The following is a 22,750-nucleotide window of genomic DNA, read 5'->3' as shown; positions in this document are numbered from 1 at the left end:
GTGTACTTGTCAGTATTTGCTTAGGAAATTCATTTTGATCTCTACCGCTAATATCACCATGCAGTTTGGTGCCGAACCCTTGTTCGAAAATATCTCCGCTAAATTTAGTAACGGTAATCGTTATGGCTTAATTGGCGCCAATGGATGCGGTAAGTCAACCTTCATGAAAATCCTCAATGGCTCATTAGTGCCAACATCAGGTAACGTATCAATTGGCCCAGGACTGAAAGTCGGTAACTTAAGCCAAGATCAGTTTGCATTTGAGCAATACTCAGTGGTTGATACTGTGATCATGGGTGACGTTGCATTATGGAAAATAAAGCAAGAACGTGAACGTATTTATTCACTGCCAGAAATGAGTGAAGAAGATGGTATGAAAGTCGCTGAGCTTGAAAGCGTTTTTGCTGAAATGGATGGTTACAGTGCAGAAAGCCGCGCGGGTGATATTTTATTAAAAGCGGGTATTGAAGAAGAATTTCATTTTGGTCTAATGTCACAAGTAGCCCCTGGCTGGAAGCTGCGCGTCTTACTTGCGCAAGCCTTGTTTGCTAACCCTGATATTTTATTACTGGATGAGCCAACCAATAACTTGGATATTCATACCATTAGCTGGTTAGAGCACGAACTTAACCAGCGTAAATGTACCATGATCATTATTTCTCATGACCGCTATTTTCTTAATGCGGTATGTACTCATATGGCTGATATTGACTACGGTGAGCTGCGTATTTACCCAGGTAACTACGAAAAATACATTGAAGCATCAACACTTATTCGTGATCAATTACTTGCTGGTAATGCTAAAAAGCAATCTGAAATTGAAGAGTTACAAGATTTCGTTAACCGCTTTGGTGCTAATGCGTCAAAAGCAAAACAAGCGAGTTCACGTGCTAAACGCATGGATAAAATCAGCTTAGATGAAGTGAAGTCGTCAAGCCGAATGGCGCCGTCATTGTATTTTGATGAAGGTAAAAAGATGCACCGCCAAGCATTGATCTTAGAAGACTTTGGCCATGGTTTTGACGGTGAAGTATTGTTTGAAGGCGGCGAGCTGATTTTAGAAGCAGGTTCAAAACTTGCGATTATTGGTGAAAACGGTGTTGGTAAATCAACCTTTATTCGCTGTTTAGTGGGTGAACTTGAAGCTAATCACGGTGTTGTAAAATGGTCAGAAAATGCATCGATTGGCTATTGTCCGCAAGATAGTAGTAAAGACTTTGATAACGATTTAACCTTGTTTGATTGGATGTCACAGTGGCGTACAGCCAAGCATAACGATTTAATGGTGCGTGGCATGTTAGGTCGGTTATTGTTTACTGCGGATGATGCGAATAAAAAAGCTAAAAACTGCTCAGGTGGTGAGAAAAATCGCCTATTGTTTGGCAAATTAATGATGCAAGACGTAAATGTTTTGGTGATGGACGAACCGACAAACCACATGGATATGGAAGCCATTGAAGCGCTTAATAATGCATTAAAAGGCTTTGAAGGTACGCTGATTTTTGTCAGCCATGACCGTGAGTTTGTTTCATCATTGGCAACTCGTATTATTGATATTCGTGACAAAGAAGTGGTTAATTTCCACGGCACCTTTAACGAATTTATGGCAAGCCAACAAGAGCAAGCGAAGCTTTTGGCTGCAAAGTAAAGTTTATTGATCTCAGTTTTATTAAATGCATGATCATGCAAGCGAGTTCAAGAGCTCTGTAAATCAATATAATTGGTATTAAGTATCAGAAAACCGGCTGCGGCCGGTTTTTTTATGTCTAAATTATGTAAAATTAAAAAGTTGCTTTGGTGTAGCTTTAAAGCGTCGTAACGTTAGCGCTGATAAAACCGATTTAATTAGTATAATTTTTAAGGTATCTATGTGGTAATTAAAGCTCGTATTACTAAATTAGTGTCGAATCTTGAAAAACTAGCGCCCACCTTGTGTGTGCTATTTGTTAGCGGGGCTCTATTATTTCCTGATATGCTCACCGCGCATATTCAACCACTGATCATTAATGCATTATCAGTGTTGGGTGGACCATTTTTTCTGTTAGTTAATTTTTTATTGATAAGCGTTATTGTGCTGGCTATTAGCCCACTCGGACAACGTAAAATAGGTGGAGAGCATACATCTGTCGAGTTTTCAACTTTTGGTTGGTTGTCAATGTTATTTGCTGCAGGAATGGGATCGGGTTTAATTTTTTGGGGCGTAGCAGAGCCTGCCATGCACGTATTGCAACCGCCATTAAAGCAAAGTCTTTACCCTGATAGACAAGGTGCTGCATTGGCTATTACGTTAGTAAACTGGGGCGCTCATGCATGGGCACTCTACGCAGTATTTGGCTTAGTCTTAGGTGGTTTGAGCCATAACAGTGGCAAAGCGGGAGATATAAGTGCTCCGGTGTTGAGTGTAACAACTTCATTTTTAAGTCGCGCAGGGCAGCTAAAGTGTAAATACGTGATCCAGTTAGTGGCCATTTTAGCTATTTTTTTTGGTGTAGTTGGCACGATTGCAAATTCAACATTATTACTACGAAAAGGGATTGAGCTTGAGCTTGGCATTAACTCGCCTTGGTTAGTTGGTTTGATTATTATTATGTTATTAGCGCTGTTGTTTAGCTTATCTGCGCGCTTAGGATTAAAAAAGGGTATTCAAACACTCAGTCAATTTAATGTTTTTTTAGCATTTGGAGTACTTATTTGGCTCATCATGATGGTACCACTACAACCGATTATAGATGTGGCGATCAGTGGCGTTAAATTTTATAGCCACTTATTAGTGACAGGGACATGGCAATTATCAAGTCAACTAAATGATCCTGCTTGGGCTAATAGTTGGACGTATAATTATTATTTTTGGTGGCTAGCGTGGGGACCTTTTGTTGGGGTTTTTTTAGCTAAAATAAGTCAAGGTCGGCCAGTTTGGCAATACATTGTTGGCGTAGTAATTGTGCCAACTTTCGTCACTTTAATTTGGTTTAGTGTTTTTTCGGGATCTGCTATTGCTTGGGATAGCGGCCATAGTAGTGGCATTATGGCCGCTATTAAAACTGATTATACACAAGGCTTATTTGTATTTTTTAAGCAGTTAGGTTGGCAAGGAGGTGTGCTTATTTGGTCGAGCTTATTATTATTACTGATCTTTGTTGCTACTTCGGCAGATTCTGCAATTTTAGTGATCCGTAATTTAGCGGGGACAAAAAGCAGTCATCGATTTAGTTTGTATGTGTGGTCTTTTACTTTAGCTCTAAGTAGTTGGGTATTGTTATTACAAAATAATGAATTACTTAACCGAAGTATTGCAATTATTGGTGCAGTGCCATTTTTGTTTATTTTTATTTTGCAGCTGATAGGATTTGTAAAAGAGTTTATGAAGGAGTTACAAGTGTAGTTAAACCTATTACTGTTGCTATGCTCGAGCTAGTTTATAGTTTAATTACTTTATTGTCATTCACTTACAGTTTTTTACAGTGTTTTATACTCGTTCGTTTATAGTGAGTATTACAGATACAACCACTAAGCAATACTAATGCTATTAAAAACTGGCTCATTCGAGGTAGTTAAATAATAACTTACGCATTTAAGCAATGGGATATAAAGGATTAAATTTATGTTCAAGCACTTTATTACTGTTTTACTTGTCAGCCAATTACTAAGCGCATGCACTGTAGCGGGTGTATTAGTTGATGGAGTTATTTATTCAAAAGCGGATACAAATTATGATGCTGATTTAGCGCAGGCCCCCGCACATGTATCGCCTCAAGATAATACTTACTTTAGTCATGAACAGACTTTGTCATTTGCGGACTTAGGCATCGAAGTAGATCGTTTTTTAGTGGGGTTAGTGCAAGAAAGCTCAGAGCCTACTCTGGTATGCAAAAGAATAACTAAATCAATACAACAATGTGAGGAAGTAACGACTGACAACCTCACAGTAGAGAATACAATTAACGCTGAAGATACAGTTGATGAAATGATAAGTGTTCGTCGATAAAGCTGCTGATAAAAAAGTAACTATGATCGTAGCCTGCGTGCATATTCAACGTTAGCGGGTAATTAACTTGCTTTGCCACTGCAGTTAGGTTGTCTGGTTTTAGTTGCTCGACTAAAAAATTATCGGCATCACCTTGGTCAATACGCATTGGTAAAAATTCGTTACTGTGTGCTTTTTTCATTAGTTCAGAGCTATCGTAATTGGCCCATTGTGATTGATCATCTCCTAAGTACTGACTAAACGCTTTTTGCCCCCAAGGACAGTCAATAGGGTTGGTGATTGGGCTAAAAGCAGAAACACTGGTGTAACTTTTTGGATTGCGCAATGCAATCATCAACGCACCGTGCCCCCCCATAGAATGCCCGCTAATCGCTTTTTTATCAGTCACGGGAAAGTGCTGTTCAATTAGCGAAGGCAATTCATTTACCACATAGTCATACATATTATAGTGCGTGTTATAGGGGGCTTGGGTGGCGTTTAAATAAAACCCCGCGCCTTGGCCAAAATCATAACTGTCTTGGTCTGGCACAGTGTCGCCACGAGGACTAGTATCAGGTGCAACGATAGCAATACCAAGCGCTGCCGCTTTTTTAAATGCACCTGCTTTTTGCATAAAATTTTCATCCGTACAGGTTAAGCCTGATAACCAATACAGCACCGGTACTTTATTAGTTTGGCTGGCACCGGGTGGCAAGAAAATAGCAAACCGCATTGGGCAATGGGTGCTTGTAGATGTATGGCTGTATTGCTTGTGCCAGCCACCGCTAACTTTTGTGGCGCTTAAATTGTCTAACATAGATTCCTCGCTAAAATACCACATAGCTTACACGCTATGCGGTATCTGTATTTTTAATATTAGTAGTGGATCACAGTACGAATACTTTTGCCTTCATGCATTAAATCAAACGCGTCGTTTATGTCTTCAAGACCCATGGTATGAGTGATAAAGTCATTTAATGCAAATTCGCCAGCCATGTAACGTTCAACAATCTCAGGTAGTTGTGAACGACCTTTAACCCCACCAAATGCGCTACCACGCCAGACACGGCCAGTGACTAGCTGGAATGGGCGAGTTGAAATTTCTTGTCCTGCACCAGCAACACCAATGATCACCGATTCCCCCCAACCTTTATGACAACATTCAAGGGCTGAGCGCATGACATCAACATTACCTATACACTCAAATGAGAAATCAACGCCACCATCGGTCATCTCGACAATAACTTCTTGAATAGGCTTGTCGAAATCTTTTGGATTGATCAAGTCTGTGGCACCTAATTTAGTGGCTAGATCAAACTTAGACGTGTTGATATCAATACCGATAATACGCGAGGCACCAGCCATTTTCGCGCCGATAATTGCTGACAAACCTATACCACCTAAACCAAAGATAGCAACGGTATCGCCTGCTTGAACTTTTGCAGTGTTTGTGACCGCGCCCATACCAGTTGTAACACCACAGCCCAGTAAGCAAATTTCTTCAAGTGATGCTGCTTTGTTTACTTTAGCCAGTGAGATCTCTGGCAGTACCGTATATTCAGAAAAGGTTGATGTGCCCATGTAGTGATAAATTGGTTGGCCATCTTTGAAAAAGCGAGTCGTGCCGTCTGGCATTAGGCCTTTACCTTGCGTTTCACGTACAGCGGAACACAAGTTTGTTTTGCCTGAAGTACACATTTTACATACACCGCATTCTGCAGTATATAAAGGAATAACATGATCGCCCACAGCAACACTGGTTACGCCTTCGCCGATAGCATAAACAACACCAGCGCCTTCATGCCCTAAAATGGCTGGGAAAATCCCTTCAGGATCGGCACCTGATAATGTAAATGCATCGGTGTGACATACGCCAGTAGCAGTAATTTTTACCATTACTTCGCCTTTTTTAGGCATCATTACATCCACTTCTTCTACAGATAGTGGTTGCTTTGGACCCCAAGCAATTGCGGCTTTTGATTTTATAAATTCAGACATAGTAACTCTCTTGCTGGTTAAATACGAAGATGACTTGAAAACAATAACGCTATTTTATTTGTTTCTCAAACAATGTTAATCTTCATTTTAATAAAACACTTTTACAGTATGGTAATAATGAGTCGTTGGTTAGGCATAGACGAATTTATCGCAGTCGGTGAAGAAGGCAGCTTTACCCGCGCTGCAACCGCATTAGGGGTATCCGTTGCACACATAAGCCGCCATGTAACGCAATTAGAGCAGCGCTTAAATACCCAATTATTAACGCGTACTACCCGTAAAGTTGTACTGACTAAAGAAGGCGAAGTCTTTTTACATCAAACAAAACATTTACAGCATGCAATGGACGACGCCACCGCGTTATTAGCACAACAGCAAAATGCTCCTAAAGGTAAAATTAAACTCACAGCTCCGGTTATGTATGGCGAAAGCTTCGTGATGCCAGCAGTGCATACTTTTATGCAACTGCACCCTGATGTAGAAGTGGTGATGGCGCTGAGCAATGAACAAGAAAATTTACTTGAGGGCGGCTTTGACTTAGCTATTCGCCTTGGTCATTTAAAAGACTCTAGCTTAAAAGCACGACGTTTAAGTGCACGTCATTTTGTAATTTGCTGCTCAAAAGCCTATTTAGCCCGTTTTGGCGAACCTCACACATTAGCTGAATTACAGCACCATCAATGCTTAGTCGGCAACAGCAGTTATTGGCGGGTGTGCGAGCAAGGGCGTGATAAACATATCAAAATTGCGGGGCGGTTACAGTGTAATAGTGGCTGGGCGTTAGCTGATGCAGCTAAAAAGGGTCTTGGCATCATACAAGTGCCAAACTACTACATTGAGAGTGATTTAGCCACGGGTGATTTAGTGCCTATTTTAACCAATAATCAGCCAAAACCAGAAGGTGTATGGGGAGTGTATCCTCCGCGACAATTTGTTGCGACCAACGTCAGAGCATTACTCGATCACCTTATTAAATCTCTAAACTAAAAGTTTAAATAAAGCGGCTTAATTTTGATACAGCAGTTGATTTGTCATGAATTTTTACACTTTTGCGCATACCCAATGGCACTTTATTTATGCTAGTATGAGCGCTGAATTGGCATTAAATGTGACCATAAATAATTATGTTTCAACCTGTTAGCCTGTTTATCGGGCTGAGATACAGTCGCTCCTCGAAAGGGAACGCATTTATCTCTTTTATTTCGTTTTTCTCCATTGCCGGTATCGCCATTGGTTTAATGGCATTATTTACTGTCAGCTCAGTGATGAATGGTTTTGAAAATAACCTTAAAACCAATATGTTGGGCCTCATTCCTCATGTTGAAATTGCGTCTGATGGACAAACTCAAGCACAAATGATCCAGCTGCAAGATACCATTGTTGCGTCCAAATTTGTGAAAAGAGCGAGTTTGTATCGCCATGGTGAAGCCATTTTACAAACCAATCGCGATTTACATGGCGTGCTATTGCAAGGTTTGTACGACGATAACGCATCGCTTTATAAAATCAGCGATAAAGTTATTCAAGGTAATTGGCAAACAGTCATGACATCGCGCTATCACATTGCGGTTAGTCGTTATTTAACACGTAAACTGGGAATTGGTTTAGGTGATAAAGTGCGCGTGATCATGCCTAATGCGTCAACCTATACACCTTTAGGTCGCGTACCAAGCCAACGTTTGTTCACCGTTGCTGCCATTTATGAAACAGGTTCTGAAATTGATATGGGACTTGCTTTTACTAGCGGCGAATCGCTACAACGGGTATTAAAGTTGCCACAAACTAGTGCTCCTAATTTGAGTATTTCACTGAACGATCCTTTTCAACTAGATGCCTTTAGCGCTTCAGCTAGTGCAATTTTAAGTCAACATACAGTCACCGATTGGCGCCAGTCACAAGGTACTTTGTTTGCAGCAGTCGCAATGGAAAAACGCATTATGTCGATGCTGCTGGCGCTGATTGTATTAGTTGCGGTATTTAATATTGTCTCTGCGTTGACCATGATGGTGAGCGAAAAACAAAGTGAAGTGGCTATTTTACAAACGCTTGGCTTAACGCCGGCTCAAGTGCAGCAAGTATTTATGATCCAAGGTTTGTACAATGGTTTGATTGGTACCAGTATCGGTGCAGCCCTTGGCTTATTACTCAGTGCTTATATCAACGAAGTGCTGGCAGGCATAGGTTTAAACTTGTTAACAGGGATTGCCTTACCAGTAAAATTTGACGTAATGAGCTTATCGCTGATTGCCGTAGGCAGTATTACCATGAGCTTTTTAGCCACTTTATATCCGGCGCGTAAAGCTGCCAATGTTAGCCCAGCAGAGGTATTGCGCTATGAATGATTTAGTTATCCAATGTGAACAGTTAAGTAAAGTGTATCAAGATGGTGAAAATCACGTTGAGGTTTTAAAAGGGGTTGATTTAACCTTACAACAAGGTGAGATGCTGGCTATCGTTGGCAGCTCTGGTTCTGGTAAAAGTACTTTACTGCACATTTTGGGGACTTTGGATTCACAAAGTGCCGGTGTGGCAAAAATTAAAGGTCAACAAGTTGCTAAGCTATCACGTGCTGAGCAAGCAAAATTTCGTAATGAGCATTTAGGGTTTATTTATCAGTTCCATCATTTATTAATGGAGTTTAACGCGTTAGAAAATGTTGCGATGCCGCTGTTGATCAAAGGTCTCAGCGCTAAAAAAGCCAAAGCTAAAGCCCTCGTAATGCTCGATAAAGTAGGGCTATCGCACCGTAGTAGCCATAAACCATCAATGCTCTCTGGTGGCGAGCGTCAACGGGTGGCAATTGCGCGGGCATTGGTGAGCGAACCTGATTTAGTATTGGCCGATGAGCCAACAGGTAACTTAGACAAACAAAATGCGATTAAAATTTACGATTTGATCAAAGAGCTTAATAGCAGTTTGAATACCAGTTTTGTGGTGGTGACGCACGACCTAGAATTAGCCGATAAGCTGGGTAAAATTGCTTACCTTGATGCTGGGAAATTGGCAATTAAAGAGGCCAGCCATGTTGCTTAGTGCCTATTTAAGTAAACGTTTTAGAGCAAGCTCCGGCAGCAGCGATGAAAAAAATGGCTTTGTTAGTTTTATTGCCAAAGCGTCAACCATTGGTATTTTACTCGGCGTTGCAGTGTTAATTGTTGCTTTGTCGGTGATCAATGGCTTTGAACAACAACTAGTACATCGCTTATTAAGCGTTGTGCCACAAGTTGAATATGTTGCGCCTAATCGTCCAATTGATAACTGGCCGGATAAAGTTCAAAAGCTCTCAGAGCAACGTGGCGTAACCGGTGCAGCACCTTTTATTAGTGTCAATGGCATGGCGCAATATAAAAGTGAACTAAAAGCGGTTGAAGTGCGAGGGGTTGATCCTGCTCTAGAAAGTGACGTATCGGCGGTTAATCAGTTTACCCATGGCAAGTTGGTCAGCCAAATAAGCGAAGACGAAATTATTTTAGGCCAACAAATTGTTAAACAATTAGGTGTTAAGCAAGGGGAGTTAATTACCTTATTGATCCCGCAAGTTAACGAGATAAGTACTGAGATTTTAGCACCCAAAAGGGTCACTTTAACCCTTGCGGGTATTATTGAAATGGGGGGCCCTATTGATAGTTCTGCTGCCTTCATCCATCTCAGTAAGGCGCAATCAGTACTTGGTTATGAACCACTGCAAGTAACAGGGCTTCGCTTAGCAGTAACCGATGTTTTTCAAGCGCACCAAATTGCGCTACGGGTTGGCCAAACAATTGATGATTATGTTTATATCTCTAGCTGGTTTAGAACCCAAGGTAGCTTATACCAAGATATACAAATGGTCAGAACCATTGTTTATATTGTGGTGTTTTTAATCATTGCGGTGGCAAGTTTTAATATTGTTTCGTCATTAGTGATGGAAGTACGTGAAAAACAGGCCAACATAGCGATATTAAAAACCATGGGCGCTAAAGACAGTACGATATTAGCGACCTTTATTTTACAAGGACTTAGCCAAGCATTTATTGGCGTGGTACTGGGCTCATTTATAGGTGTGATACTGGCGCTGAACATCAGTGAGCTTTTTACCCTACTGAGTCAGTTGTTAGGCTCAAACCCGCTGGAAGGGGTGTATTTTATTGAGTTTTTACCCAGTAAGCTGGTATGGCAAGATATTGTGATCACTGTTATTGTAACTTTTGTGTTGGCAGTATTAGCCACTATTTACCCTGCATGGCAGGCAACAACAGTGGATCCAGCCAAGGTATTAGGCAACTAAGGGGAATTTATGTTTAGTTATCAAGTAGTAATAGATTATTGGTTTGATGAACTCGGTCCATCTGGTTGGTATAAAAAATCTGATGCTACAGATATTAAGATACGAGATACATTTAGTGATCTGTTGATAGCTATTACAAAAGGCGAGTATGCGTCTTGGCGAGTGACTGCCTTAGGTGCATTAGCTGAAGTGATTGTGCTTGATCAGTTTTCTCGTAATATTTATCGGGATACCCCTCACGCGTTTAGTCAAGATCCGCAAGCGTTAACATTGGCACAGTTGGCAATCGAAAAAGGCTTTGATCAATTATTACCTGTTGAGCAGCGGGTGTTTTTTTATATGCCGTTTATGCACAGCGAATCGAGCTTTATACACCAACAGGCGATGGTATTATTTAAAGGTTTGAGTAATGAAGATTATGAACTTGCCCATAAAAATATTATCGATCAGTTTGGTCGCTACCCACACCGAAATACTATTTTAGGGCGTCAGTCCAGCGCCGAGGAAGTTGCGTTTTTAGCTCAACCAGGCTCGCAATTTTAATCAAGCTTAGGTATATAAAATAATTGTTTAATTTCAGCAGCTAAATCAGGCGAGCTAAAATTGTTGTGCTGTTTTATCTGTTCAATATTAATAGCATCAAGGCGTTGCTCACTGGCGATCAGCACAATATTTTTATATTGGTTAAATTCAATCACCACAATATGACTGAATAGACTTCGAAGTGTCGTTAGTAGAGCGATTAATTGTTGTTTATTTTTTGCAGTAAAGTTGATGCAGATCTTACCGTATGTGCTAAGTCGCGCATGACAGTCGCACAAAAATGCCTGTTTTTGTAAAAATGCTGGCTGCGATTTACCACTAAAAACATCAATTATAATCACATCAAATTTGCGGCTACTTTGAGCAACAAATTGTTCAGCGCATTGCGCTACAATATGATTGTTGTCATTGAGGAAAAAATACTGCTTAGCTGCTTTAATTACATTCGGATTAATTTCGACAGTCGTTAATTCAAATCCGGCTTTATTAGTCACTGCTCGTTCAAAACAACCGCTGCCTAAACCTAAATTTAATATCTGTGAGTAGGGCTCGCTACAAAGCAAAAATAGCAGCATAGCTTGATTTACCGGATTACATACTTGCTGCGGTTGTGACTTTTCCATTACACCTTGTAAAGTTAGCTCATCCCCGAGTGTAAGCCAACGATAATCAGCATTTTCAAAAACCTTTAGCGTGTCTTGCTTACTTTGGATCGTTGCTACTAGGTATGCATCGGTAGTAAATGGCGTTAAATCAATCATGCCGTTCCTTCATAATGGGGATGTTGAGCAAAACAAAAAATCAATAGGGTGACCTTGTTAACTCTGCTAAACTGTATGGCTACTCATAAGCCAGCAATACCTGCTTGGTTGTCTTATCTTACTCTGGAATTTACTTTGACTAATAATGATATTTTACGCCGCCTTCGCTATACCTTTAATTTAGCTGATACTACCATGATTGAAATTTTTGCTGCAGCAGATCATGACGTGACTCAACAACAAGTGATTGGTTGGCTAACCAGAGAAGGGGAAGAGGGTTACGTAGATCCAAGTGATACTGAGTTTGCCATTTTTTTAAATGGTTTTATTAATACAAAGCGCGGTAAGCGCGACGGTGAGCAACCAGCGCCAGAAAGTAAATTAAATAATAATATTATTTTAATGAAATTACGTATCGCATTAAATATGAAAACGGAAGACGTGATCGATGTCCTTGCCTTAACTGATTTTAGTTTGAGTAAGCATGAGTTAAGTGCATTTTCTCGAAAAGCCGATAACAAGCATTATCGTGTATGTAATGACCAAATATTACGTAACTTTTTAACTGGTTTACAGCTACAACTTCGTCCAGAGGCAAGCGGCGAATAATTTACGTGTTCATATCCGTATTTATATCGTACGGATATGATTTTTAACCCCACTTTAAGCATCGGTGTTTTAAGCTGCTCTCTGCGTTAGTATTTAAATCTTTATTTATTCACATTTCATAAATTTATATTCTGTTTTAATGAGCGTTAATTGTTGCTCTTGCGTATCAACTCAAAAATAATTCACGTTATCGAACGTTAAATATATAGGTTTATCATGTTACAGTGTTAAAAATATTACAATTTTTAAGGCTCTTAACTAGATGACCCATAAACTTGATCACGTCTATTTTAACATCTGAGACAAGCATAACTTTTAACACGGAAGAATAATTATGAATTATATCCATGATACCATTTCACATTTAAAACAAACTAGCCCAGCACAATGCGAATTTTATCAAGCCGTTGAAGAAGTGCTTGAATCACTTGAACCTATTCTTGAAAACTCAGCCGACTATCAAAAAAATGCGATTATTCAACGTCTAGTCGAACCTGAACGTCAAATTATGTTTAGAGTCCCCTGGGTTGATGATGACGGTAACATTCATGTCAATAAAGGCTATCGAATTGAATTTAACTCAAGCTTAGGTCCATACAAAGGTGGTTTACGTTTCCATCCAAGTGTAAATGCCAGCATCATAAAATTTTTAGGGTTTGAGCAAATTTTTAAAAATGCGTTAACTGGCTTACCGATTGGTGGTGGTAAAGGCGGCGCAAACTTTGATCCTAAGGGCCGCTCTGACAGCGAAATAATGCGTTTTTGCCAATCATTTATCAATGAGTTGTATCGTCATATCGGCCCAACCACCGATGTGCCTGCGGGTGATATTGGCGTTGGGGCACGCGAAATAGGCTATATGTTTGGTCAATATAAACGGTTGACCGGACGTTACGACGGTGCGTTTACCGGCAAAAGTTTATTGTGGGGTGGATCATTGGCTCGAAAAGAAGCGACAGGATATGGCGCTGTTTATTTTGCCAATTACATGTTGCAAGACAATGATGACTCACTTAAAGGTAAGCGCTGTTTAGTTTCTGGTGCCGGGAACGTGGCAATTTACGCGATGGAAAAACTTTATCAATTAGAGGCAACACCTATCACTTGCAGTGATTCAAGCGGTACGCTGTATCATGAATCAGGTATTGATGTTGCACTTGTTAAAAAGCTTAAAGAAGGTGCGCGTGAAAGTTTAGCTGTCTATTTAGAAACCCACAGCGATGCGAAGTATATTGCTTGTGCAGATTACCCAAGTGATGGACATGCGGTATGGCGTTTTGTTGCTGATGCCGCTTTTCCCTGTGCGACGCAAAATGAGTTAACTGAAGCTGATGCGCGAACGTTAATAAACAATGGCTGTATATTAGTTTGTGAAGGCGCAAATATGCCAAGTACTAAAGAAGCGGTCGATGTGTTGCTTGCTGCTAAAATAGCCTATGGCCCTGGCAAAGCAGCTAATGCGGGTGGTGTTGCGACGAGCCAATTAGAAATGGCGCAAAATGCCAGTATGCAAATGTGGACGTTCGAAGAGGTCGATACTAAGCTGCAACAAATAATGAAAAATATCTTTGATACTGCAAGTAATACAGCCGCTGAATTTGATCAACCTGCTAATTTAGTGTTAGGTGCTAATATTGCTGCTTTTCGTCGTGTAGCCGATGCTATGATTGAGCAAGGTGTTGTTTAACATACGATAGTTTTACTATGCATAAGCCCACTATATTGGTGGGTTTTTTATTGACGTATATTTGTTCATACCGCGATTATTATCCCGTTTATCTAACCAATCAGTGATTGAACGAGTTAAACAGGTGTTGGTCTCAAAATTATTTGCAGCAGGTAACTGCTCACGTATTGTATATTTATCAAATAATAAAGAGCATCAACACTATGTCTGATCATAAAACCTATCAGCTATCGACCCTCAAGCCCGCAATTTTAATAACTACATTGTTTATTTCAACAAGCACCTTGGCCGCTGAGCTAAATTATCAAGATCAAACCAAGCTTCATGATATTGCCGCTGATGTTTCAGCAACACGTATTGGCAGTGATATTCAAACACTTGTTGATTTTGGCACTCGTCATACGTTATCAGAAACGAAATCAAACACCCGAGGAATTGGTGCAGCTCGGCGTTGGATCAAGGCTGAGTTTGAGAAAATTTCTCAGCAATGCGGTGGCTGTTTAGAAGTAATAGAAGTTAAAGATACCATTTCTGGCGAAAAGCGTATTCCAAATCCTGTTGAAGTGGTGAATATTATTGCTATTCAACGCGGTACTGATCAGCCAAACCGGATGGTGATGATGTCGGGCGATATTGATTCACGGGTCAGCGATGTAATGGATTTTACCAGCGACGCACCAGGGGCGAATGATAATGCATCGGGTGTTGCTGGGGTGATTGAATCAGCTCGCGTGTTATCTAAATATAAATTTAATGGCTCAATTGTTTATGCCGCACTTTCAGGCGAAGAGCAAGGACTGTTTGGTGGTAAAATTTTAGCCGACTATGCACAAAAGCAAGGCTGGCAAGTACACGGTGTACTCAATAATGACATGATTGGTAATATTACTGGTATTAATGGCGTTACTGATAACACGACTGCACGTATTTTCTCTGAAGGTACGCGGGTTATCGAAACCAAAGAGCAAGCGCATAAACGCCGTTTTACCGGTGGCGAGGTCGATTCAGCTAGTCGTAATTTAGCCCGTTATATCGATACCATTGCCGATCGCTATATTCCCAATCTTGACACATTGCTAGTTTATCGACTCGATCGCTTTGGTCGAGGAGGGCATCATCGCCCGTTTAACGACATGGGTTATGCTGCTGTAAGAGTAATGGAAACGAACGAAAATTATAACCATCAACATCAAGACTTACGCACTGAGGATGGTATTGTTTATGGTGATACCATTGATGGCGTTGATTTTGATTATACCGCAAAATTAACAGCGCTTAATGCGGTAAGTTTAGCGTCAATGGCATGGGCACCGGCACCACCTAATAACGTTGAAATATCAGGTGCTGTGCAACCTAGTACGACCTTAAAATGGCAAAAAAATAATGATAAAACGACCACGGGGTACAGACTCTATTGGCGTTATACCAGTGAACCACAATGGCAGTTTAGCCGCTATGTGGGTGATGTAAGTGAAGCGACTCTTAAAAATGTAGTCATTGATAATTATTATTTTGGGGTTGCTGCGGTTAATAAAGACGGTATTGAATCACCGGTGGTTTTCCCTGGCGATGTAGGTGCGTTTGAGCAAACACTAAAGTAATGTGTAGCGTCTGATATTCAAGCGTAATTACAGTTGCGCTTGAATATCAGGCAAGACAATTTAGTAGCGGACTTCGCAATTGAACAGCAATAGTTGTATTTTATGTTGACCTTAGTTTATGAATGTACACTTTTCATACAATAATTTCAGTGAATACTTGAAGTTAATGGCTTTTTCGTATTATGGTGGAGTTAAATGTGAATTAGTTGACAGTGTATGAATCTATTTTTGCTGATTGCAGGCAGCTTAAGTGCTTTAGCCGCACTCGCTCACCTTGGTTGTATTGTTTTTGGTGCGCCGTGGTATCGCTTTTTCGGTGCTGGTGAGCACATGGCAATGCTCGCAGAGCAGGGTAAGTTGACGCCTTCGCTGATCACTTTCTTCATCGCTTTTGTATTAAGCGTTTGGTCGTTATATGCTTTTTCAGCCGCGGGTTTGTTCAAACAGCTACCTTTCATACGCTTTGCGTTAGTTGTGGTAACTGCGATTTATTTATTTCGCGGTATTGCAGGATTATATTTAATGACTAATCCGCTAGGACGCAGTGAGATGTTTTGGCTTTGCAGCTCGATCATTTGTTTACTGATTGGCGGCTTTCATTTTATAGGATTAAAACAACAATGGCTGGTTTTATCAGTTAAATATTAGCAAGGAAGGAAGCAATGTCTTTATTTGTATCGACGGATTTTAACCCCCCAGAAGCGCTGCAAACAACTGCGTTTTATTTTACCCCATTAAATGAGCAGGTAGTCGAGCTTGATTTTACTGCTGTAATGTCAAGTGTGCCGCAGCTAAAAGGTTTATTCGCCCCCAAGCCTGATTGGCCAAAAGCCGATATGACCCTTGAAGAGAATCGTCAAAGCTTAGCTCAACATGCCGCAGAGTTTAACGAAAAAAAAGCATTTGCTTATGCGATATTAAACCCGAAAAAAACACGCTGCCTAGGCTCAGTGTATATCGATCCTGGGGTAAACAATGAATTCGATAGTGAGATTACTTTTTGGCTACGTAATGATAGTCAGGAATTAAATAATACCTTACGGTTATGCATCTTACATTGGCTCGCTGAGCATTGGCCATTTGAACGAGTACGATTAATTTCAACTAAGTATCAGGCAAGCTTTAGTTTGTAATACCAAAAGTTTATAACGCAATACAGGTCATACTCATTAGCGGATGTGTTGTGTTATCTGTGTCAGTACTGTTAATCCGGATAGAGCATTTGCCGAAATTACATTATCAAAGCTGTTGTTATGTGTTCTCAGCTGTTGTATTTAAATCAGGCATAAGGTTAAGTCTGTTATGGATCGCGTGATGAACAAACGAAAGCTTAGTGCGTACCGCCTGTGTTAAAACAAATGGATAAGCATCAGCTAAGCCCATGCTGCGATTTAACGAATTTAAAATAATCGAAAATTCCATCCAGCTATCCAACATTACTGAGATTGATGTTTGGCTATTAAAGTAATACGAGTTTTGCGGTAGCCTTAACTCATCAGTGTCCTCAACTTCAAATTCATTACCGAGTGTAGAACCGGTAATAGAGAAATTTTTTGCTGTCTCTAAAGTATCAATAATATGCATGTAGTGCGCCCAAGTTTCTGCCCAGTCTTCAAAAGGGTGCATGGTGGCGTATTCACTAATATAGTTTTCATGCCAATTAGCAGGAGCGCCATTTTTATAATGGGCATCAATCGCTTGTTGGTAATCTAAAGAATCATCGCCAAAATATTGTTTACATAAAGCATGTTTTTGCGGTGAATTTGCAATTAACTGGTCAAAATAATAATGCCCTAACTCATGACGAAAATGACCAAGCAAAGTGCGATAGCGCTCACCCATAGCATGCTTTGTTTGTGAGCGAGCGACATCATCAGCTTCAGCCAAATTAATTGTAATATGGCCGCAGTTATGGCCAGTAAAAACATTTTCTTGACCTGCTAATTTAGTCACGAAATGGTCATTAACACTGCGGTCGGTTATAAAATCAAAACTAAGGCCACCTTCGGCATCTTGGCTGAGGTTATTTAATGGTAAAGAAAGCGCTTTAAGTGTATACAATGCTCGGCGTTTTGCTGTTTCCATTTTGGTCCAAAGTGGAATGTGTTGATTAATACTTAGATCTGGGATTGTTTCATTAAACCGACATGCGAAACACAGCACTTCTTCTGTGTCTGGCGCTGGTACAAAACTGTCGATATCAACCATGCCATTGCATGCCTTATAGTGTGCATTGTTATCACATTTTTGATAGGGCACATCAGGGGCTGACGCTTTGTAATATAAGCCCGTTGTGTCATTAAATTCGTAGGGTTCTACAAGGTTAAAATTATCATCAATACCAACAGTTTTGCCACAGGCAAGGCAGTGACTACTTTCAAAAAACAATATTTGATTATCTTTGCAGTTACATTTAAACGTTTTCATATTTTCTTACCGTATCCGTTGATAAATACAATGACAAATTATTCAGTGAACAGACTTACATTAGCTATATTGCTAACAAATTATATAGTTAGCAAATTATAAAATTAATAAGCCTGAGATTACTTGCCGTTAAATTCGTTGCAATAAATCTGATTTTTTTTCATTAAACTCAGCATCAGTGAGTGCGCCTAAATCACGTAATTGTGCTAATTTTTCAATAATGTCGAGGGTTTCATTCACTGAGTATTGCGAAGCATTAATAGCTGTCGACTCGCTACTCATCATTTTATCATTTAAGCCTGTCTCAGGGGGAGATTGCTGTTGTTTTGCAAAGTCTGTTGATTGGGCAAAGTTGGTATTGTGACTTGAATGTGTCTGAGTGAAGCTATCATCAGCAATCACTGGCAAACTATTTACGCTAATGTTTCCCCACTGGCTACTAAAGGTAAGCGATATATCGTTGCCTTGTTGCTGGCTTACCCCCCCGATCTGGTGATCGAGTGTATCATAGACTGTGACCTGACCATTTTTTTCAATGGCTAAGCGATTAGGGAAGACAGCATATCGGGTGTTGTTTTGTGAACCGGTACTCGATGGATTACCTAAATTAACTGGCCACCACTGGTTGCTTCCTAAAGTACCTGCAGGAATGACGGGGAAAACTTGGTTGTTTGCTAAAATAGTGGCAAGTTCGTTACATAAGTTATCAACGGTGTTTTTCAAGCCATTATTGAACATGTCTCCTACCATTGTCATTCCACCGCGCATCCATTGACCTGAGCCGCCAAGTTCTGGGCAATTAAACTGCGCCATTGAACCGCCGCCATTATTTACTGCAACTAACATATGTACTACTGCCCCATAACTTAAACCATAGCGGGCAGATATCCCTTTAACCAAGTTGTCACCAATGTTTGTTAATGTTTGCATAAATAGCGTCCTTAATATGAAGATAGGCGGGATGTGTATTACGTCATGATCTAACTGTGAACAATCTACCTTAAGCATTGATGCTAATCATAAATTAGCAAAATAAAATGCCAACATTGCTTGTTTAAAGACACTAAGCTTGCTAGTTTGGCTTTCAGGGCGATTAAAAATCAAACTACTATAACACTGTTAAGAAGCTTAATCGTGGTTTTATTGTGAACAATTTTTTAAGTTCGTTTTAGCGAAGCATTTAACTGGTGTTGTGATTAATTGGGACTTTTTTCTATTTAATCGCTAGAAAAAACAGGCATGCTTTATTGGTGAATTACATAAAATAATAAGCGCTGTGTGATTTTTAATACCTAGCTTTGTGCTAATTTGGTGCGGATGTCGCACCAAATAATTCTTCACAGCGCTCGCTCTTTGATTCTAAACAGTCAATAGTGACCAATATATAGGCTAACAGCCTAATTTTATTATGTAATCTATATGGAATGTATATTGCTTAAATAGCAGGCAGGTAGTAGTAAGTTATACTTAAATGGCTATACAAAAAATTAAAGAGGGATTAATCGATGACAATTACTGTTGGTATAGCGCACCATACTCAATACAAGTACGACCGCCCAGTAAATATGGGGCCGCATATTTTCCGCTTACGTCCAGCACCGCATAGCCGAACTAAAATTAAAAGCTATTCATTAAAAATAGTGCCGGAAGATCATTACATCAATTGGCAGCAAGACCCTTTTGGTAATTATCAGGCAAGAGTGGTATTTAATAGCCCCACAACTGAGTTTAGTTTTACTGTTGATTTAGTGGCTGAAATGACGGTAATTAATCCGTTTGATTTCTTTTTAGAAGAATATGCTGAAGAGTTTCCATTTGAATACGATAAAGTCGCAAAGGCTGAGCTTAATCCCTATTTAAAAAAACGTAAGGCGAGTCCTAAGTTTTTAGAATTGATTGATTCGTTACGTCCGGAAAAACCAATCAGAAGTGTTGATTTTTTAGTTGCGGTCAATCAGTCAATTTATAATCTTGTTGGCTACGGCATTCGTTTAGAGCCTGGAGTTCAAACGGCGAACGAAACCATCACAAAAAAAACCGGTTCATGTCGAGATTCTGCGTGGTTGTTAGTACAACTGTTTCGTCATTTAGGTTTGGCTGCTCGTTTTGTATCTGGTTATTTAATCCAACTTACATCAGATCAAAAATCACTTGATGGCCCAAGTGGTCCTGATGAAGATTTTACTGATTTACACGCATGGACGGAAGTATATATTCCAGGCGCAGGTTGGATCGGGCTTGATCCTACCTCCGGCTTATTTGCTGGGGAAGGCCATATTCCGCTTGCGTGCACTCCTGAACCTAGCTCAGCAGCACCTGTCTCTGGTGGCATAGATAAGTGCGAATCAGAATTTAGTTTTTATAACAAAGTAACGCGCGTACATGAAGACCCTCGCGTTACAAAGCCGTATTCAGAAACACAATGGGCTGCAATAAACCGCTTGGGTCAGCAAGTTGATGATGTATATGTTAAGGAAGGGGTTCATTTAACAATGGGCGGTGAGCCGACGTTTATTTCTATTGATGATATGGAACATCCCCAATGGAACACAGAAGCCGACGGTAAAGAAAAACGAGTGTTAGCACAAAGCTTATTTATTGCGATGAACAAAGCATATACCAAAGGTGGCTTTACACATTATGGGCAAGGTAAATGGTATCCGGGAGAGTCACTGCCTCGCTGGCAATATGCATGTTATTGGCGAAAAGACGGTGAAGCTTTGTGGCAAGATGCCAGTTTATTAGCTGATCCGAATAAAGATTATAAATTAGACCACACAGATACCAAGCGTTTTACAGAACAGCTATGTGCAGAAATAGGCCTTGAAACCAAGGCTATCACTACAGCCTATGAAGATATTTTATATCATTTATGGCAAGAGGCATCGTTACCCAAAGAGGTGGGGCCTAAACAGCCTGAACTTCTTAGTGCAATGAGCCGTAAAGGCTTTTTAGCTAAAATGGAACAAGGTATTGAAAAGCCTGTTGGTTATGCATTGCCGCTGCAGTTTAATCAAGCGAAACATTGCTGGCAGTCATGCAAATGGGAATTTAAACGCGAATACTGTTTTTTATTACCAGGTGAATCACCCCTTGGTTATAGATTACCGCTTGATAGCCTTGAGTGGACAAGCAACATTATTGAGCGAGATCCGTTTGATATTCCAGATAACTTTACAAAAGCTAAAAAACTGCAAAAAGGCTTTATTGGTCAACAGATGATCAAAACCGCAATGGCATTGGAAGTAAGAGAAGGGCGGTTGTACATCTTTATGCCCCCAACGAGCCATTTTGAACATTATATGTCGCTATTAAATGCGATTGAAAGCACCGCAAAAACCCTGCGAATCCCGGTTGTTATTGAAGGCTATAGCCCGCCTAAAGATAGTCGTGTAGAAAAATACGCCGTGACACCTGATCCAGGTGTCATTGAAGTGAACATCCACCCATCTTCGTCATGGCAGCAATTGGTAGATAGAACAACGACACTTTACGATCTAGCCAAACAAGCACGTTTAGGAACAGATAAGTTTATGGCGGACGGTCGTCATACCGGCACCGGGGGGGGTAATCATGTCACTTTAGGTGGTGAAACGCCGCAGCAAAGCCCGTTCTTACGACGCCCAGATATTTTAAGAAGTTTTATTACTTATTGGCAGCACCATCCTGGATTATCTTATTTATTTTCAGGTTTATTTATCGGCCCTACAAGCCAAGCACCTCGTGTGGATGAAGCACGTGATGAGTTGCTCTATGAGCTTGAAATCGCATTTTCACACATGCCTGAAGGGGAAGTGCCTGAGCCATGGCTCGTTGATCGTTTGTTACGCAACTTACTTGTTGATTTAACAGGTAATACACACAGGGCGGAGTTTTGTATTGATAAGCTATATTCACCCGATTCAGCAACAGGACGACTAGGTATTGTCGAGTTTAGGGGGTTTGAAATGCCACCTCACTCACAAATGAGCTTAGTGCAAATGTTGTTATTACGGACTTTATTAGCTTGGTTTTGGAAAAAGCCTTATCACAAACCGTTGATCCGTTGGGGCACCGAATTACATGATAAATTTTTATTACCTCAGTATGTTGAAAATGATTTAGCTGAGGTTGTTAGAGATCTGCAGCAAGCTGGTTTTGCATTCCAAGTAAGTTGGCTAAACCCATTTTTTGAGTTTAGGTTCCCTGTTTGCGGCACCCGAGAACTCGATGATGTGACGTTAGAGCTTAGAACCGCGATTGAACCTTGGCATGTACTGGGTGAAGAAGCCAGTGCATCTGGTACTGCTCGGTATGTCGATTCGTCATTAGAGCGCGTGCAAATCAAAGTAATTGGCACAATGAGTGACCGCTATATCGTTACGTGTAATGGCCGACGCGTGCCGCTTAAAATTGTTAAAGGCAAAGCGAAAGATGAAATGGTTGCCGGGATCCGTTACCGTGCATGGCAGCCACCAACAGCGCTGCATCCTACAATTGGTGTACATGCACCGTTAGTATTTGATCTGATCGATACCTGGGAAGGCCGCTCAATGGGTGGTTTTGTCTACCATGTTAGTCATGCTGGTGGGCGAAATCCAGAAACATTACCCGTTAATGCATTTGAAGCTGAAGGGCGAAGGGTTGCACGATTTTGGGAGCATGGTCACACACCATCATTATTAGCATCTGATCAGCCAAGTTGGAGCCCATCGGCTGCGACACAAAGCTTTGAATCAGCACAATCGGTGAGTGAATTTGTTGTTCCCGATGAAGAAAATACTAATTCAGATTACCCTAATACGCTCGATTTAAGGAGACAACCTAAGTTCAAATAAATCATATTTTTGGGTTGTTAATTGTATGACTCCACTTTGACATTACGCAAAGTAGAGTCATTATTTAACAGACGCT

General features: G+C 40.5%; 19 protein-coding genes. 14 read left to right on the top strand and 5 right to left on the bottom strand.

Going from position 1 to position 22,750, the window contains the following annotated elements; translation table 11 throughout:
• Nucleotides 1-34: 34 nt before the first annotated feature.
• The 3 genes from FW757_RS08550 (at nt 35) to FW757_RS08540 (ending at nt 3,985) form a co-directional block, all read left to right on the top strand.
• Nucleotides 35-1,648, top strand: a complete 1,614-nt coding sequence (locus tag FW757_RS08550; protein WP_145233148.1) for an ABC-F family ATPase — start codon at nt 35-37, stop codon at nt 1,646-1,648.
• A 222-nt stretch (nt 1,649-1,870) separates the two neighbouring features.
• Nucleotides 1,871-3,382 carry a BCCT family transporter gene (locus tag FW757_RS08545; protein ID WP_446441105.1) on the top strand — a complete coding sequence of 504 codons (1,512 nt, stop codon included), beginning with the start codon at nt 1,871-1,873 and terminating at the stop codon, nt 3,380-3,382.
• 219 nt (nt 3,383-3,601) lie between these two features.
• Nucleotides 3,602-3,985 carry a hypothetical protein gene (locus FW757_RS08540; protein ID WP_182797483.1) on the top strand — a complete coding sequence of 128 codons (384 nt, stop codon included), beginning with the start codon at nt 3,602-3,604 and terminating at the stop codon, nt 3,983-3,985.
• Here FW757_RS08540 and fghA read toward each other — a convergent pair.
• Together fghA and FW757_RS08530 are read right to left on the bottom strand one after the other, a co-directional pair.
• Nucleotides 3,939-4,781, bottom strand: coding sequence for an S-formylglutathione hydrolase (fghA, locus tag FW757_RS08535; protein WP_446441104.1), 843 nt, complete (start codon nt 4,779-4,781; stop codon nt 3,939-3,941). The genes FW757_RS08540 and fghA overlap by 47 nt on opposite strands.
• Before the next feature lie 59 nt (nt 4,782-4,840).
• Nucleotides 4,841-5,962, bottom strand: coding sequence for an S-(hydroxymethyl)glutathione dehydrogenase/class III alcohol dehydrogenase (locus FW757_RS08530; RefSeq protein ID WP_446441103.1), 1,122 nt, complete (start codon nt 5,960-5,962; stop codon nt 4,841-4,843).
• Nucleotides 5,963-6,079: 117 nt separating this feature from the next.
• Between FW757_RS08530 and FW757_RS08525 the strand changes: the two genes are divergently transcribed.
• From FW757_RS08525 to FW757_RS08505, 5 genes are all read left to right on the top strand, one after another.
• Entirely contained in the window at nt 6,080-6,949 is an 870-nt protein-coding gene (locus FW757_RS08525; protein WP_182739612.1) for a LysR family transcriptional regulator, read from the top strand.
• A 137-nt stretch (nt 6,950-7,086) separates the two neighbouring features.
• Nucleotides 7,087-8,304 (top strand): lipoprotein-releasing ABC transporter permease subunit, encoded by a 1,218-nt coding sequence (locus tag FW757_RS08520; protein ID WP_145233153.1) that lies wholly within the window; start codon nt 7,087-7,089, stop codon nt 8,302-8,304.
• On the top strand, nt 8,297-8,995 hold the full coding sequence (lolD, locus tag FW757_RS08515; RefSeq protein ID WP_182794026.1) for a lipoprotein-releasing ABC transporter ATP-binding protein LolD: 699 nt from the start codon (nt 8,297-8,299) through the stop codon (nt 8,993-8,995). The genes FW757_RS08520 and lolD overlap by 8 nt, the downstream gene beginning before the upstream one ends.
• Nucleotides 8,985-10,229 carry a lipoprotein-releasing ABC transporter permease subunit gene (locus FW757_RS08510; protein ID WP_182730617.1) on the top strand — a complete coding sequence of 415 codons (1,245 nt, stop codon included), beginning with the start codon at nt 8,985-8,987 and terminating at the stop codon, nt 10,227-10,229. The genes lolD and FW757_RS08510 overlap by 11 nt, the downstream gene beginning before the upstream one ends.
• Before the next feature lie 9 nt (nt 10,230-10,238).
• Nucleotides 10,239-10,772, top strand: a complete 534-nt coding sequence (locus tag FW757_RS08505) for a DUF924 family protein (protein ID WP_182717426.1) — start codon at nt 10,239-10,241, stop codon at nt 10,770-10,772.
• Here FW757_RS08505 and FW757_RS08500 read toward each other — a convergent pair.
• On the bottom strand, nt 10,769-11,533 hold the full coding sequence (locus FW757_RS08500; RefSeq protein WP_446441102.1) for a spermidine synthase: 765 nt from the start codon (nt 11,531-11,533) through the stop codon (nt 10,769-10,771). The genes FW757_RS08505 and FW757_RS08500 overlap by 4 nt on opposite strands.
• 135 nt (nt 11,534-11,668) lie before the next feature.
• Between FW757_RS08500 and FW757_RS08495 the strand changes: the two genes are divergently transcribed.
• From FW757_RS08495 to FW757_RS08475, 5 genes are all read left to right on the top strand, one after another.
• On the top strand, nt 11,669-12,142 hold the full coding sequence (locus tag FW757_RS08495; protein WP_145233406.1) for a DUF1456 family protein: 474 nt from the start codon (nt 11,669-11,671) through the stop codon (nt 12,140-12,142).
• Nucleotides 12,143-12,476: 334 nt separating this feature from the next.
• Complete coding sequence (gene gdhA / locus FW757_RS08490) at nt 12,477-13,829, top strand: NADP-specific glutamate dehydrogenase (protein ID WP_446441101.1); 1,353 nt, start codon at nt 12,477-12,479, stop codon at nt 13,827-13,829.
• Nucleotides 13,830-14,032: 203 nt separating this feature from the next.
• Nucleotides 14,033-15,430 carry a M28 family peptidase gene (locus tag FW757_RS08485; RefSeq protein WP_182760911.1) on the top strand — a complete coding sequence of 466 codons (1,398 nt, stop codon included), beginning with the start codon at nt 14,033-14,035 and terminating at the stop codon, nt 15,428-15,430.
• 216 nt (nt 15,431-15,646) lie between these two features.
• On the top strand, nt 15,647-16,078 hold the full coding sequence (locus tag FW757_RS08480) for a hypothetical protein (protein ID WP_446441100.1): 432 nt from the start codon (nt 15,647-15,649) through the stop codon (nt 16,076-16,078).
• 14 nt (nt 16,079-16,092) lie between these two features.
• Nucleotides 16,093-16,563: a hypothetical protein gene (locus tag FW757_RS08475; RefSeq protein ID WP_182830722.1), complete on the top strand. Its 471-nt coding sequence runs from the start codon at nt 16,093-16,095 to the stop codon at nt 16,561-16,563.
• 118 nt (nt 16,564-16,681) lie between these two features.
• Here FW757_RS08475 and FW757_RS08470 read toward each other — a convergent pair whose 3' ends face one another.
• Nucleotides 16,682-17,857: a zinc-binding metallopeptidase family protein gene (locus FW757_RS08470; RefSeq protein ID WP_149982509.1), complete on the bottom strand. Its 1,176-nt coding sequence runs from the start codon at nt 17,855-17,857 to the stop codon at nt 16,682-16,684.
• A gap of 129 nt (nt 17,858-17,986) precedes the next feature.
• Nucleotides 17,987-18,787, bottom strand: a complete 801-nt coding sequence (locus FW757_RS08465; RefSeq protein WP_182717432.1) for an SHOCT domain-containing protein — start codon at nt 18,785-18,787, stop codon at nt 17,987-17,989.
• Nucleotides 18,788-19,362: 575 nt separating this feature from the next.
• Here FW757_RS08465 and FW757_RS08460 point away from each other — a divergent pair.
• Nucleotides 19,363-22,674, top strand: a complete 3,312-nt coding sequence (locus FW757_RS08460; RefSeq protein WP_182830724.1) for a transglutaminase family protein — start codon at nt 19,363-19,365, stop codon at nt 22,672-22,674.
• The last annotated feature ends 76 nt before the right edge of the window (nt 22,675-22,750 follow it).

It is taken from the genome of Pseudoalteromonas sp. 1181_04 (assembly GCF_052850545.1).
The sequence above is the reverse complement of the archived record's forward strand: the minus strand, read 5'-3'. Positions and strand labels throughout refer to the sequence as shown.

Bases quoted from the DNA above. Each gene is read 5' to 3' on its own strand.
- FW757_RS08480 (WP_446441100.1), top strand. From the start codon at position 15,647: ATGAATCTATTTTTGCTGATTGCAGGCAGCTTAAGTGCTTTAGCCGCA.
- gdhA (WP_446441101.1), top strand. From the start codon at position 12,477: ATGAATTATATCCATGATACCATTTCACATTTAAAACAAACTAGCCCA.
- FW757_RS08500 (WP_446441102.1), bottom strand. From the start codon at position 11,533: ATGATTGATTTAACGCCATTTACTACCGATGCATACCTAGTAGCAACG.
- FW757_RS08465 (WP_182717432.1), bottom strand. From the start codon at position 18,787: ATGCAAACATTAACAAACATTGGTGACAACTTGGTTAAAGGGATATCT.
- FW757_RS08530 (WP_446441103.1), bottom strand. From the start codon at position 5,962: ATGTCTGAATTTATAAAATCAAAAGCCGCAATTGCTTGGGGTCCAAAG.
- FW757_RS08520 (WP_145233153.1), top strand. From the start codon at position 7,087: ATGTTTCAACCTGTTAGCCTGTTTATCGGGCTGAGATACAGTCGCTCC.
- FW757_RS08460 (WP_182830724.1), top strand. From the start codon at position 19,363: ATGACAATTACTGTTGGTATAGCGCACCATACTCAATACAAGTACGAC.
- FW757_RS08485 (WP_182760911.1), top strand. From the start codon at position 14,033: ATGTCTGATCATAAAACCTATCAGCTATCGACCCTCAAGCCCGCAATT.
- fghA (WP_446441104.1), bottom strand. From the start codon at position 4,781: ATGTTAGACAATTTAAGCGCCACAAAAGTTAGCGGTGGCTGGCACAAG.
- lolD (WP_182794026.1), top strand. From the start codon at position 8,297: ATGAATGATTTAGTTATCCAATGTGAACAGTTAAGTAAAGTGTATCAA.
- FW757_RS08505 (WP_182717426.1), top strand. From the start codon at position 10,239: ATGTTTAGTTATCAAGTAGTAATAGATTATTGGTTTGATGAACTCGGT.
- FW757_RS08525 (WP_182739612.1), top strand. From the start codon at position 6,080: ATGAGTCGTTGGTTAGGCATAGACGAATTTATCGCAGTCGGTGAAGAA.
- FW757_RS08475 (WP_182830722.1), top strand. From the start codon at position 16,093: ATGTCTTTATTTGTATCGACGGATTTTAACCCCCCAGAAGCGCTGCAA.
- FW757_RS08510 (WP_182730617.1), top strand. From the start codon at position 8,985: ATGTTGCTTAGTGCCTATTTAAGTAAACGTTTTAGAGCAAGCTCCGGC.
- FW757_RS08470 (WP_149982509.1), bottom strand. From the start codon at position 17,857: ATGAAAACGTTTAAATGTAACTGCAAAGATAATCAAATATTGTTTTTT.
- FW757_RS08540 (WP_182797483.1), top strand. From the start codon at position 3,602: ATGTTCAAGCACTTTATTACTGTTTTACTTGTCAGCCAATTACTAAGC.